Source organism: Deinococcus frigens DSM 12807 (genome assembly GCF_000701425.1).
Lineage (GTDB): Bacteria > Deinococcota > Deinococci > Deinococcales > Deinococcaceae > Deinococcus > Deinococcus frigens.
This window is the reverse complement of the sequence record NZ_JNIW01000016.1, coordinates 16,524-29,583: the sequence shown is the minus strand read 5'-3', so window position 1 is coordinate 29,583 and position 13,060 is coordinate 16,524. Positions and strand designations below refer to the sequence as shown.

General features: G+C 65.6%; 14 protein-coding genes. 7 read left to right on the top strand and 7 right to left on the bottom strand.

The window, feature by feature from the left end; all coding sequences use genetic code 11:
• Positions 1–33: 33 nt before the first annotated feature.
• From Q322_RS0108020 to Q322_RS0108005, 4 genes are all read right to left on the bottom strand, one after another.
• Positions 34–2,085, bottom strand: coding sequence for a V-type ATP synthase subunit I (locus Q322_RS0108020; RefSeq protein ID WP_029477362.1), 2,052 nt, complete (start codon positions 2,083–2,085; stop codon positions 34–36).
• Positions 2,082–2,399, bottom strand: a complete 318-nt coding sequence (locus tag Q322_RS0108015; protein WP_029477361.1) for a V-type ATPase subunit subunit G family protein — start codon at positions 2,397–2,399, stop codon at positions 2,082–2,084. Before Q322_RS0108015 ends, Q322_RS0108020 begins: the two co-directional genes overlap by 4 nt.
• 342 nt (positions 2,400–2,741) lie before the next feature.
• Positions 2,742–4,058, bottom strand: a complete 1,317-nt coding sequence (locus Q322_RS0108010) for an ammonium transporter (RefSeq protein ID WP_029477360.1) — start codon at positions 4,056–4,058, stop codon at positions 2,742–2,744.
• A gap of 29 nt (positions 4,059–4,087) precedes the next feature.
• Positions 4,088–4,459, bottom strand: a complete 372-nt coding sequence (locus Q322_RS0108005; RefSeq protein WP_029477358.1) for a P-II family nitrogen regulator — start codon at positions 4,457–4,459, stop codon at positions 4,088–4,090.
• A 231-nt stretch (positions 4,460–4,690) separates the two neighbouring features.
• On the opposite strand from Q322_RS0108005, the gene Q322_RS0108000 reads away from it, so the two are divergent.
• Entirely contained in the window at positions 4,691–5,008 is a 318-nt protein-coding gene (locus Q322_RS0108000; protein ID WP_029477357.1) for a hypothetical protein, read from the top strand.
• A complete protein-coding gene (locus tag Q322_RS24975) occupies positions 4,984–5,145 on the top strand; it encodes a GNAT family N-acetyltransferase (RefSeq protein ID WP_156952948.1) in 162 nt (53 codons plus the stop codon). The genes Q322_RS0108000 and Q322_RS24975 overlap by 25 nt, the downstream gene beginning before the upstream one ends.
• A 62-nt stretch (positions 5,146–5,207) precedes the next feature.
• Here the strand turns inward: Q322_RS24975 and Q322_RS24905 are convergent, their stop codons facing one another.
• Both Q322_RS24905 and Q322_RS24900 read right to left on the bottom strand, forming a co-directional pair.
• Positions 5,208–5,549: a DUF4126 domain-containing protein gene (locus tag Q322_RS24905; RefSeq protein ID WP_342667662.1), complete on the bottom strand. Its 342-nt coding sequence runs from the start codon at positions 5,547–5,549 to the stop codon at positions 5,208–5,210.
• A 5-nt stretch (positions 5,550–5,554) separates the two neighbouring features.
• Positions 5,555–5,779 (bottom strand): DUF4126 domain-containing protein, encoded by a 225-nt coding sequence (locus tag Q322_RS24900; RefSeq protein WP_342667661.1) that lies wholly within the window; start codon positions 5,777–5,779, stop codon positions 5,555–5,557.
• A gap of 412 nt (positions 5,780–6,191) precedes the next feature.
• On the opposite strand from Q322_RS24900, the gene rpmI reads away from it, so the two are divergent.
• Both rpmI and rplT read left to right on the top strand, forming a co-directional pair.
• Complete coding sequence (rpmI, locus tag Q322_RS0107990) at positions 6,192–6,398, top strand: 50S ribosomal protein L35 (RefSeq protein WP_029477355.1); 207 nt, start codon at positions 6,192–6,194, stop codon at positions 6,396–6,398.
• Complete coding sequence (gene rplT / locus Q322_RS0107985; protein ID WP_029477354.1) at positions 6,398–6,766, top strand: 50S ribosomal protein L20; 369 nt, start codon at positions 6,398–6,400, stop codon at positions 6,764–6,766. The genes rpmI and rplT overlap by 1 nt, the downstream gene beginning before the upstream one ends.
• 682 nt (positions 6,767–7,448) lie before the next feature.
• On the opposite strand, the gene Q322_RS0107975 is transcribed toward rplT, so the two are convergent.
• On the bottom strand, positions 7,449–9,866 hold the full coding sequence (locus Q322_RS0107975) for a glutamine--tRNA ligase/YqeY domain fusion protein (protein WP_029477353.1): 2,418 nt from the start codon (positions 9,864–9,866) through the stop codon (positions 7,449–7,451).
• A 108-nt stretch (positions 9,867–9,974) separates the two neighbouring features.
• Here Q322_RS0107975 and Q322_RS0107970 point away from each other — a divergent pair, with 108 nt between their 5' ends.
• From Q322_RS0107970 to Q322_RS0107960, 3 genes are all read left to right on the top strand, one after another.
• The gene (locus Q322_RS0107970; protein WP_051668358.1) at positions 9,975–10,526 is read left to right on the top strand and encodes a DUF421 domain-containing protein; all 552 of its coding nucleotides are present in this window, start codon (positions 9,975–9,977) and stop codon (positions 10,524–10,526) included.
• Between the two features lie 67 nt (positions 10,527–10,593).
• A complete protein-coding gene (locus Q322_RS0107965) occupies positions 10,594–11,568 on the top strand; it encodes a mechanosensitive ion channel family protein (protein ID WP_029477351.1) in 975 nt (324 codons plus the stop codon).
• On the top strand, positions 11,565–12,911 hold the full coding sequence (locus Q322_RS0107960; protein WP_084147875.1) for a DUF2254 domain-containing protein: 1,347 nt from the start codon (positions 11,565–11,567) through the stop codon (positions 12,909–12,911). Before Q322_RS0107965 ends, Q322_RS0107960 begins: the two co-directional genes overlap by 4 nt.
• Positions 12,912–13,060: the final 149 nt, after the last annotated feature.

The following is a 13,060-nucleotide window of genomic DNA, read 5'->3' as shown; positions in this document are numbered from 1 at the left end:
AATAGGTCTTGCGACAGACTTGAGATGAGGGGTTTATTTCCGTGCCACGGGGGCAAAAGGAGCGTAACGGGTGCCGGTTTCCTGATAGAAGCCGGTGGGGTTCAGATATTCCACCCAGACCAGTCGAATGGGCTGCATGATGTGACCCAGGATGGTCAGGACGAACAGGAAGGTATGCACGATGACGCCCAGGATGATCCCCAGCAGCGGCCCGATGATCGGCAGCACTTTGCCCAGGCTCCAGCCCACGTCGGTGGCGAGGTTGGCGAGAATGGCGGCAGCGACGCCCACCGCGAACAGACGGGTAAAGCTGATGATGTTGCCGCCGTTGGACAGCACCTCGATCAGCATCAGCGGGGTCTTGCTGACGATCAGTCCGATCACGAAGATCACGAAGCCGGCCAGCATGACCAGCACCAGCGGATTGCCGAAGTTGCTCAGCGCGCCGAAATCCTGCCCGGCACGGCTGACATAGGCCACCATGATCAGACCGACCAGACCGCCCAGCATGCCCACCGCTTCCCAGAAGTGGTGCATGTGCTTGTGCTTCCAGGTCAGTTGCGCCTTCAAGGCCCAGGACCACAGCACGAAGATCACGCCCACCGCGATGCAGATCAGCATGATGGTATTGGAGAAGTCCGACAGTACACGCGGGAACAGGATCGGGAACAGGCCCTTATTGTGGCCCTCCTCGACAATCGTGTTCAGCGTGGAGGGGCTGAGCTGCACGCCCCACAGGTTACGGATCAGTTCGGGATTGTAGAAGAAGACGTGCAGTTTCTCGAACACGTTGCCGAAGAACTCGCCGGTCAACACGCCCCACAGGATGCTCCACAGGCCCATCGTGCGGAGAACGACGCCCACCCGCTTGAGGGTGGCCGGATCGAGGGTGATGCCCAGCAGGCCCACCGGCAGGCTGACGCCGCGTGCGGCCCGCGCCAGACCCCACAGCGCCACCGCCAGATACAGCAGGCCGAAGCCGATGTCCGCGACGATGAAGCCGAAGAACAGCGGGAAGAACCACGCCACCACCCACGACGGATCGAAGGTGCCGTATTTGGGCGGATCGCTGATGTTCAGCATGAATTCGAAGTTCTCGGTATAGCCGCCGTTCTTGAGCTGCACCGGAACCGCCCCGGAGTCGCCGTGTTCATCGACGGGGTGCAGTTCCATCAGGGCGCTGGCCTTGTACGGCTCCAGCGCGCCCTGAAGAGCAGGCACCCGGTCTGTGGGCACAAAGCCCTGCAACACGAAGCCGTACTTGCCACGGGCGGTCTGCGCGCGGGCGTCGTCGATGCCCACCCGGTCAGCCAGTGCGTCCCGGATGGGAAACAGCGTGGCCGCGTGCTGCGAGGCCAGCGTGCTTTTCTCGGCGCGCACCCGCTCCAGTTCCTGCGGATTGTTCTTGAGAATGGCGCTGAAGGCCGTGGCGACTTCGGACAGCGGCAGCCGCTCGAAGCGGCCCGGCAACCTCAGTTCGCCCAGTCGGGCCTTACCCAGCGCGGCACGGGCGCGGTCCCGGTCGGCACGCAGCACGGCCACCACCACAGCCGTACTCTGCTGACCGATGCGCTCGGCACCGATGGCGAAACGGTCTCCCAGTTCACCCTTGAGTGCCTCCTGCGCCGCCGCCAGCTCCTCCGACTTTTCCACGGTCAGCGGAATCAGCGTAATGCGGGAGCTGCGGTCCAGTGTTCCCGCCGCACGCGACAGCGCCGCAATGGTGTCGCCGTAGGTGCGCGCGGTGTCCAGCTCCGTTCGCAGTTCGGTCTCGCGCTCCATGAGAGCGGAGGCGGGCTTTGCGGCGGCTTCCACCAGCGCGGACCACTGGCCCTCGTCGGGCAGGGCGGCGGCGCGCTCGGGCCGCAGGGCTTCCAGCTCGCCCAGCGTGCTTTCGCTACGGGCCAGCAGGCGTTCGGCGTCGCGGCGCTGGTCGGCTGCCGCGCCCGCCAGGGGGCCGCTCTGAAAGCCCTGCGCTTCCAGCGGAACGATGTGCAGCACGCCTGCGGTTTGAAGGGCCTGCATGATCGCGCGGCTGTCGCTCTGACGGCCCGCCACCACCACCTGCTGCATCGGGTTGATCACGGCAGGACCGCCCGCATAATCGTTTCGACGGCGTGGCCCAGCTTGCCCTCGGCGCGGTCACGGGTGGACTGCGCCTGGGTGCGGGCGTCCGCGCCTGCCGCGTCGCGAATCTGGCCGACTTCCGCCGACAGTTTCTGCTCATGCTCCGCCGACATCTGCTTGGCCAGCGCTTCGGCGTCGCGCATGATCCCGGCGGCCTGGGCCTCGGCAGCGGCCACCACCTGTTTGGCTTCCTCGCGCGCCGCTTGGATCTGCGCGTCCAGCGCGGCTTCCCGCTGCGCCAGTTCGTTCAAGACCTTACTTGAGACGTCCAAAACTCCACTCCTCCTTTTCCTGCATTCCGGCAATCCTCACGGGTTTCAGCCGCTTCAAAAGCCCCATCCTTTGGGGGATGAGGTCTCTGGGGTGAACTGCGAGAATTGCGGCGGCCCGACCCGTTTGTAATAGTTGCGTCAGACTCAGCCGACATCGTAACACAGCCTTTACAAATGCCTGTGGGGGCATGCGTCCCTGAGGTGGACATTGACCATTCTGGAAGAGGAGACCTACCACTGCGGCCTTCCCCCCGGCACAAGGCGTGAAAACAGCCAGCCACCGGGGATGCGGTCGGGGCTGGCTGGACGTGGAGGTTCAGGGTTAAGAGATGGAGGTGAGGATCAATCGCCGCCCACAAAGACCGGTGCGCCCAGGCCCGTCTCGCTGTCGGCGTAGCCCTGCTCGCTGTGGGAGCTGATATCGATGCCGCTGACCTCGTGATTGGCCGAGACGCGCAGCGGCGTGACCACGCTGACCAGCTTGAGCAGGATGAACGACCCCACCCCGGCCCAGACCAGCGAGGCCCCCACGCTCAGGAGCTGCACCAGCACCTGCTCGCCCACCGGCTTGCCCTGCGCGGTGGTCCAGGCCAGCGCCCCGGTCAGCAGCGCGCCCGCGATTCCGGCGACGCCGTGGCACGCGAATACGTCCAGCGTGTCGTCTGCGCCCATGCGGTGCTTGAGCTGCACTGCCCCGTAGCTGGCTGCCGCGCCCACCACGCCCACCACGACGGCGGCCCAGGGGCTGACGAAGGCGCAGGCGGGGGTGATGGCCACCAGACCGACCACCAGGCCGGTGGCCGCGCCGACGGCGGTGGGCTTGCCACCCCGCGCCGATTCAAAGCCCAGCCAGGTCAGCATGGCGGCGGCGGGAGCGATCAGCGTGGTGATAAAGGCCAGTCCGGCGGTCTGTCCGGCAGACAGCGCGCTGCCCGCGTTGAAGCCCATCCAGCCGAACCACAGCAGCCCCGCACCCAGCAGCACCAGCGGCACGTTGTGCGGCACATGGGCGTTGCGCGGAAAGCCGATGCGCGGCCCCAGCACGAAGGCGGCCACCAGCGCGCTGATCCCCGCCGAGATATGGATGACGGTACCGCCCGCGAAATCCAGCGCGCCCGCCTTGGCCAGCCAGCCGTCCGCGCTCCAGACCCAGTGGGCCAGCGGCGAGTAAATCAGCAGCGTCCACAATGCGCCGAACAGGATGAAGGCCCCGAAGCGCATGCGCTCCACGACGGCCCCCGAGATCAGCGCCAGCGCGATGATGGCGAACATGGCCTGGAACGCCGCGAAGACGTAGGTGGGAATGGTGCCGGTCAGTTGATCCGCCAGCCCGTTCAGGCCGAGGTTTGCCAGCGAGCCGACAAAACCGTTGCCACCCTCGGAAAAGGCGATGCTGTACCCGGCCAGCATCCACAGCACGCCCACCAGGCCAATCGAGACCACACTCATCATCATGGTGTTCAGCACGCTCTGGGCGCGGGTCAGGCCGCCGTAGAACAGGGCCAGGCCCGGCGTCATCAGCAGCACCAGCGCCGCCGAGGCCAGCATCCAGGCAGTGTCGCCGGTGTCCAGCGTGGGCGTGGCGTCCTGCGCCAGCGCCGCGCCGCCCAGTGCAACGATCAGGGGCAGGGCCGGTTTGAAAGTGGCCTTCAGTGTCATAGCGTTCACGCTCCTTGTCAGGGTCCCGGTCATGCGGGGGCCAGCGTCTTTTCGGTCACGGGCGTCAGGGCCGAATTGCCTTCCTCGCCAGTGCGGATGCGGACCACCCGTTCCAGCGGTTGCACGAAAATCTTGCCGTCGCCCACCTCGCCGGTGCGCGCGCCCTTGCAGATGGCGTCGATGGCGGCCTGCTCGAAGGGTTCGCTGACGGCCATACGGATTTCTACCTTGTCGCGGAACTCGATCATCACGCGCGTGCCCCGGTACTGCTCGACGATTTCCTGCTCGCCGCCGTGTCCACTAACCCGCGAGAGCGTGATACCGCTGATCCCCGCCTGAAACAACGCTTCCTTGACCTGCTGAACCCGTTCGGGCCTGACGACTGCCGTGATCAGTTTCATGGCGTCTCCTTTTGCCTGTGCAATTTGCAGCGTTCGCATCCCTGCATAGCCAGAGCTTAGGGGCGATGGTGAGAAATGTCAAAAGGTTTAGGGATATTTGGCTAGATTTAGATAAACATATTGCAGATATTGGACTAGAAACTGTTAGTCGTTTAAGCAATTCTGGAGAGTCGGCGCGAAAAGTGCTGACAGACGGCTGAGCGGCGTCGCCCGGTCATACCGCCGGGCCTGTTGCGTCTGGAACCGCTGGCCGGTCATCACCTCAACGCCCTGCTCGCGCTGAAGCTGCCGGAGGAGCAGCAACCTTTCACCGCCCGGCCCGCCACCTGGCTGGAGCGTGCGCGCGGCGACCCTCAACTTCTGCCCGTGGTCATCACGGCAGACGGCGCGGCGGTGGGCCTGTTCGCCCGGTCCACTGGACTGGACCGCGATAGATATTTGCTTCAACCTGACCCGGACGCAGTGGCCCTCACTTCCCTGATTCTGATGAGCGCGTTCAGGAACGTGGCCTCGGCACACGCGCCATGCAACTCGTCCCGGACTTCGTGAGTCGGCATCTGCCACAGACCCGGCGCATGATTTTGGTGGTCAACCAGCGCAATAGGCGGGCCAGACGGGTGTACGAGCGAGCCGGATTCACGGTCACGGCCACGCGCGAGGGAAAATCGGGCCGCAGTAGGTCATAACTCTGCCCATAGATAAGCAAGCAGGACAGGCCCCCGCTGACCTCTCCCTCAAGTTGATCCCGCTACAGCGCCCGGCGTCGGCCCCGCAACCGGGTCCATAGGCGGTAGCCGACCAGGAACACGGCGGCCAGCAAAATGACCGCCAGAACCGGCACGAAGACAGCCAGCAGTGACATCAGCAGGCTGGTGCTGTCCTCCAGCGTGCTGACCAGCGGATTGCCCAGGCCGCCCGTGGTGGCGGTGGCGACGGGGCGAACCGCCGTGCGGGTGGCATGCACCCCGCCCGCCACGATCACGCCCAGCGCCAGGCTCAGGGCGGGGGGAATGTCGGCCACCCCCGCCTGCGCGGCAAACAGGACCGCGCCCGCCGCTGTGTTGACGATCCCGCCCACCAGATGCAGCACAGTATCTATGCCCGATCTATGCCCGGAATCTTGTCGCCCACGAAATCCAGCAGGCCAATGATGCCCACCGCCAGCAGCACCCAGGGATGGCCCAGCAAGCTGAACGGCTCATTCAGGTTCATGACCCCGGCGCGCGACAGCAGCCCCACCACCAGCAGCGGCACGTAGGCATTCAGACCTGCCGCACCCGACAGGCCCAGCGAGGACAGCAGGCCGGAGAGCAGTTCCATAGGGCATTGTGACGCGCAATCAGGCCCAAGGATGACCGAGGTTTGTGTTTTCGTTGTCTGGAAAAGCGTTTGAGGTGAATGGAACGCTCCCACGAAAACCCCTCAGTCGGCTTGAGGGGATCCGAGAAGCGCGATAGATCGTGTAATGCAGCAATCCCCTGGCCTGCTCGCTGAGGAAAGGTGGCGCAGAGCGCCGGAGGGGTGGAACGTGAGAGCAAACGCGAGACATCGGGAACCATCCAATGTTGCGCGCCTCTTGCCCCACCCTCCCCGCCTCGCGTATAGTCTTCTCTTGGTCAAGTGGGGCAGGGCAGACCAACGGCGCAGGTGTAGCAATGAAGCCTGAGCGGCCCGAACCCCAGACGTAAACGCGGCAATGCCGATGTGAGCGGACTAAACAGGAGGGCCAACCATGCCCAAGATGAAGACACTCAAGAGCGCCGTGCGCCGGATCAAGATCACTGGCACCGGCAAGGTGATGGCGTTCAAGAGCGGCAAGCGCCACCAGAACACTGGCAAGAGCGGCAACGAGATTCGCGGCAAGGGCAAGGGCTTCGTGCTGGCTAACAGTGAGTGGGCGCGCATGAAGAAGATGCTGCCCTATAAGGGAGGCAAGTAATGCCGCGCGTTAAGACCGGCATCGTCCGCCGCCGCCGCCACAAGAAGGTGCTCAAGCGCGCCAAGGGGTTCTGGGGTTCACGCAGCCGCCAGTACCGCAACGCCTTCCAGACCCTGCTGAATGCCGCGACCTACGAGTACCGGGACCGCCGCAACAAGAAGCGCGATTTCCGCCGGTTGTGGATTCAGCGCATCAACGCGGGCGCACGCCTGCACGGCATGAACTACTCCACCTTTATCGGTGGCCTGCGTCTGGCCGGGATCGACCTGAACCGCAAGGTGCTGGCCGATATCGCCGCCCGTGAACCCGAGTCGTTCAAGGCGCTGGTGGACGCCGCGCAGGGCGCGCAGAAGAACAAAGCCGCCTGAAGCACTCGGGTTGAACAACCCCGTTCAGAGCATTTGTCCAAATGGAAGCATCGGGAGTCTCCCTTCCCGATACTTCCGTTCGCTTAAATGATCAACAAAATCCACTCACTTTGTTCGGTGAAAAGTCAACAACTCTTTTAACAAATGCGCTAGGGCTTGGTAAAATCGTGGGCGATCACGGCCAGGACGACACGCAGGCCCCATTGCGCCTGCGTGTTGATCTGAACAGACGTGACGCCCTCAGCGCCCACCTGTGAACACCTGGTTTTGGTAGGTTTGTACAGTCCTGGAAGTTGGAGCTTGGACCCAAGAAATCTCCCTCGCGTGCCATATCCTTAGCTGGCCCCCGAGCAGCAGCGTCGGGGGCGGAGAAATCTACCCTGGCTCAAGCTTTAGGCGAGGGCGAGCATTGGGAAAAATGCAGGCTTTCATTGTCTTTTTCTGGTGCGGTAGTTGGGACAGATGCTTTAGGGAAGCGGCGGCTGGCAGGAGCGCCGTTGGCAGGAGCGAGAAAGACTTGAGGGCCGGGGCGATCAACCACCGCCCCTCGGGTCTTGCTCGCTCATACGAATTGCGATTGACAAGGTATCGGAACCACCTGGACATCCGAGCGGGCGTCCAGGCGTTCTCATGGGCGCTGCTCTGGACAGGACAGCGAGCAGGAGAACAACCGGAATCCGTATCAGTCCGCGTCCAGCGCCGCTTTCAGGACGCCCGATACCCGTCCCGGCTCGGCTTTGCCCTTCGTGGCGCGCATGATCTGACCGGTAAAAAAGCCCAGCAGCGCGGTCTTGCCGCTCTGGTACGCCTCAACCTCGGCGGGGTGCTTTTCCAGCACCTCGGCCACGATTCGCCCCAGTTCAGCCTCATCCAGTCCGGAGTTCAGGCCCTCGCGCTCGATCAGGGCGGCGGGAGCCTCGCCGGACGCGGCGGCGCGGGCCAGGGCGTCGCGGGCCACGCGTGAAGTGACCTTGCCGAAGGCCAGCAGCCCAGCCAGCGGCGCGAGATCGGCGGCCCGCACCTTGACCTCCCCGGCGCGCAGCAATGTGGCCAGATCGTTGACGGTCCACGACGCCACCTGAGCGAAGGTGTCGCCCGGCGCGGCGTCGGCCAGGAACGTCAGTAGCGTTTCATCCCGCGCAACCGTCCGCGCGTCGCCCTCGGAGGCCCCCAGATCCGTCAGACGCGTGACTTCCGCCTCCTGTCCGGGCGTGAGGACGGGCTGCGCGCCGCTGACTGCAACGGGCGTTGTTTCGGCTTTCTGCTTCTTGCCCTCCCCTTTCGGTTTGCCGCTTTCAGCCTTCTGCGTCTGCGCCCAGGCGTCTTTCAGGGTGATGATCCGCCCATACACGGGGGCGTCCCCCCGGCTGTCCACCGGATCGCGCCAGAAGTAGCCCTGCCGTTCAAACTGGTAACGGGTGTCCGGCGGATCGTTCGCAACGCTGCCTTCCACAAACCCACGTGTGACGCGCAGGCTGCCGGGGTTCAGGTAACGCAGAAAGCCAGTGTCCAGCGGCCCGCTGTCTTCGGATAACTCGGCGTGGCCGGGCTGTTCGGGGTCAAATTCCGGGGCGATGTCGTCGGGGTTCTGGCCTTCCGGGTTGGCGACGCGGAACAGGCGGTCATACAGCCGGAACTCGGCGGGGATGGCGTGCGCGGCGCTGGCCCAGTGGATCACGCCGCCCGCGCGCGCGCCGTCTTCGAGCAGCGTGGCGTGGACGTGAGTGACGTTGCCGGAATCGTCGGTTTCAAAGTCATCGGCCCGGATGATGCCCGCCCCGCGCAGGCGCACCGTGCCGCCGGGGGTCAGGCGCTTGTAGCCTCTGGGCGGATCGGCGCTGAAATCCTCACGCTCGATGAACAGCTCGCGGGTCAGGGGTACGTCCCGCACAGCCTGCTCCGGCGCAACCCGTTCGCCACCCGGCAGGGCCACCAGACCATCGGAAGACGCCTCGATCACGTCATGCGGCCAGTAGGGAATCTGGAGGGTCCGTGCCTCCTCCAGATTTTCCAGCGTCACGCGCACCGGGTCCAGCACGGCCATCACGCGCGGGGCGCGGTGGTTCAGATCGTCGCGCACGGCGTTCTCGTAGACGGCGATGTCCACGGTGCGGTTGGTGCGGCTCACCCCAATCTGACTGGCAAAGGCGCGCACAGCCTCTGGCGTGACCCCCAGCCGCTGCTGGGCGCGCAGGGTGGGCATGCGGGGATCGTCCCAGCCCGTCACATGGCCGCCCGCGACCAGTTGCCGCAGCTTGCGTTTGGACACAATCGTGTATTCCAGGCTGCGCCGCCCGAACTCGTACTGGTGCGGGCGCGGGGCGAAGGCCAGGCGCTCCATCAGCCAGTCGTAGATGGCGCGGTTGTCCACGAATTCCAGGCTGCACATGCTGTGGGTCACGCCCTCGATAGCGTCCTGGAGGGGATGCTGGAAGTCGTACATGGGGTAGATGCACCACGCGTCCCCGGCGCGGTAGTGCCACGCACGCTTGATGCGGTACAGCACCGGATCGCGCAGCTTCATGTTGGCGCTGCCCAGGTCGATCCTGCCGCGCAGGACGTGTGCGCCGTCCGCAAAGTCCCCGGCCCGCATGCGGCGGAACAGGTCCAGATTCTCGTCCACGCCGCGCTCCCGGTACTCGCTGGGCGTGCCAGGGGTGTGGGCGTCGCCACGCAGGCGGGCCATCTCGTCGCCGCTGACGCTGTCCACATAGGCGTCGCCCTGCCGGATCAACTGTTCGGCGTACCCGTAATACCGTTCGAAATTATCGGAGGCGTAGAACAGCCCATCGCCCCAGTCCCAGCCCATCCAGCGCAAGTCGGCCATGATGCCCTCGGCGAATTCCTGGGACTCGCCCTCGGGGTTGGTGTCGTCCAGGCGCAGGTGATAGCGGCCCCCGTACTGCACGGCGGTCTGGAAGTCCAGGAACGAGGCGAAGGTGTGGCCCAGGTGCAGGTAGCCGTTGGGTTCAGGGGGAAAGCGGGTCACGACGCCCGCATACTTGCCGCTGGCCAGGTCGCGTTCGATGATCTCGGTGATGAAATTGGGAGCCATCCGCGCGCCGGGCGCAGGATCGGGCAGGGAGTCGGGCGCGGTCATCGTGCCAGCATACCCGCGTGTGGGGCGCGGGCCACGCCCTGGCCGTTCGTGAGGTCCGCCTCTACCCCCGGCACACGGCCCCGCCGCGCCTAGCCCCCACACTGCCGTATGGAACTTCTCTGGAACGTCTTCATCGATCTGCTGACCCCGGAAAACGGCTGGTCCGTGCGGCTGGTGGTGCGGATCATCCTCAGCACGGCGCTGCTGTTCGGGTACATCGTCGTGCTGGCACGCACTTTCGGGTCACGGACCTTTGCCACCTTTACCTCGTATGACTTTCTGACCAACGTGGCCGCCGGGTCGCTGGTTGCCAGCGCGATTCTGGGAAAAAGCATTGTGGAAAGCAGCCTCAGTCTGCTGGTGCTGGTGGGCGTGCAGGCCAGCGTGTCTGCCGTGAGCGCCCGCTCGAAACGCGCGCGGGAATTCTTCGACAATGGGCCGGTGGTGCTGGTGGAGCGCGGGCAGATTCGCCGTGAGGCGATGCGCCGCGCCCGCATCTCGGACGCCATCTTGCACGAGCAATTGCGGCAGGCCGGGGTCAACAGCGTGGACGGCGTGGCCTTTGCGGTGCTGGAATCCGGCGGGCGCATCAGCGTGTTGCAGACGCCGGAGCAGGGCACCATCAGCCGCGCGGTCCAGCCAGAGCGCGGCGGATCATGATCCCGGTGCGGCGTGCGCGGGCAAGGGACACACGACTGACCGCCCGCCGCAGTACCCTGGGAACCGCATGAATCTTGAACTGAGCGCCGTCTGGATGCGGGTGCAGAGCCTGCTCCAGGGCTTTATCGTGACCATTCCCAACATCCTGATCGGCCTGCTGGTCTTCCTGGTCTTCTTGCTGATCGCCCGGCTGGCGCGCAACGCCGTGACGGGTCTGGCCGAGCGATCCGGGCAGCCCAGGGGCGTCTCGCTGGTGTTCTCGCGCACCGTGTCGTGGCTGGTGCTGGCGGTGGGCGTGCTGACGGCGCTGACCGTGATCTTCCCGACGCTGACCGCCGCCTCGCTGTTCGGGGCGCTGGGGGTCAGCGGCGTGGCGATTGGCTTTGCTTTCAAAGACATCTTCCAGAACCTGCTGGCGGGCATCTTGATTCTGGTCACGCGGCCCTTTCGCATTGGCGATCAGATTGTCTCCGGCGATCACGAGGGCGTGGTGGAGGACATTCAGGTGCGCGCCACGCTGCTGCGGACCTACGACAACCGCCGGGTGGTCATTCCCAATTCCGAGCTGTACACCAACCGCGTGACCGTGAACACCGCCTACGAACACCGCCGCCTGGCCGTCACGGTGGGCATCGGCTACGGCGACGACATCGCGGCGGCCCGCAAGCTGATTCTGGAGACACTGAAGGGCCTGGACGGCTTGCTGCAAGACCCCGCCCCCAGCGTGCTGGTCAGGGAACTGGGCGACTTCTCGGTGAATCTGGAGGTCCGCTTCTGGATCGATCCGCCCGTGCGCAAGGAGGCCGTGGAAACGCAGGACAGCGTGCTGGAGGCCATCAAGAATGCGCTGCCCGCCGCTGGCTTCGATCTGCCCTTTCCCACCCAGCAGGTGCTGTACCACGATCAGACCGAGACGGCGGACGGGAACCGCAGGGAGCAGCGCGAGGGCTGGCCCGCCCGCGAGGACAACCCGCAATCGAGGCAGCAGGCCCGGCGTGAGGCGCAGCAAACGCTGCCACACCCGGAGGCCCGGCAGCCATGAACCGCACCTGGCTGCGCCTGCGCCAGATCACCCAGGAATTCTGGTTCATTCCGGCGGTCATGACCGTCCTGGCGCTGCTGCTGGCCGAGGCCGGGATCAGTGCCGAGGAAAGCTACGGCGTCCCCGAGGGGCTGCGTTTCGTATATGGCGGCGGCGAGACCGGTTCGCGCAGCCTGCTCTCGGCCATCGCGGGCAGCTCCATCGGGGTGGCGGGCACAGTCTTCTCCATCACCATCGCGGCCCTCTCCTATGCGGCGGGATCGATGGGGCCGCGCCTGCTGGACAACTTCACGCGGGACCGGGGCAACCAGTTCACGCTGGGCACCTTTATTTCCACCTTCGCCTTCTCGCTGTACACCCTGCGCGCAGTGACAGGCAGCCAGGACCAGCCCTTTGTGCCCCACTACAACGTCACCTTTGCGCTGGTGCTGGCCATATTCAGTGTCGCCATGCTGGTGTATTACCTGGCGCACATCACCGGCTCGATCAACATGACCCATGTGGCCAACCTGCTGCGCGACGACATGCGCGACTCGCTGATGCGGGCCACCCTGAAAGAGGACCCGGACCGCGACCTGGCCGTGGCCCCGCCACCGGAATTCTGGGCGGGCGGCGAGGTCCTGCACGCCCCCAGCGGCGGCTACCTGCAACTGACCGACAACGACCTGTTGCTGAAAAAGGCCAGGGAGGCGGACGTGGCCCTGCTGCTGCACGTCCGGCCCGGCGACTACGTATTTCCCAACTCGGTGATCGCGGTGGGCGTGCCCAGATTGCCGCAGGGCGTGATGGACGCCCTGAGTCTGGGAGACCGCCGCACGGTGGGCCAGGACCTGGAATACAGCGTGCGCCAGCTCTCGGAGGTGGCCGCCCGCGCGCTCAGTCCCGGCGTGAATGACCCGGTGACGGCCATCGACGTGGTGGACCGTTTCGGCGACGCGCTGTGCAGTTTGCAGGACCGCCGCTGGCCCGACGGCGTGTACCACCACGGGCAGGTGCTGCGGCTGGTGGTCCCCGTGACCGATTTCGTGGGCCTGACCCACAGCATGTTTTCCATGATCCGGCAGTACGGCAAGGGCAGCCCCAGCGTGATGGTGAGGATGCTGGAAGTGTTCGGCACCGCCGCCTCGTGCCTCAGGGACGCCGAACGCCGCGCCGTGATCCGCCATCACGCCGAACTGGTCCGCGAGGACGCGCTGGCGAACATCGAGAACTCGGCGGACCGCGCCGACATCGAGGACCGCTACCGCAAGGTGCTGGACACCCTGGCGGGCGGTGGGGCCGCCGAGGTCCGCAGGGCCGCCCAGCACGCGGTCCGGCAGGCGCAGGGCGAGCAGGTGAACTGAGGGGCAAGCAGTGGGCCGGAGGGTGGGAGGCGTGGGCCGGCCACCTGTACCGGGCGCAACCGGGGAGTCGCGGGCAGGACAACACCTCTTTTCTCCCCTCATCCAGAGACAGGTCCACCCCGGCAGCGCCCATTGAACTTTTCCTCCCC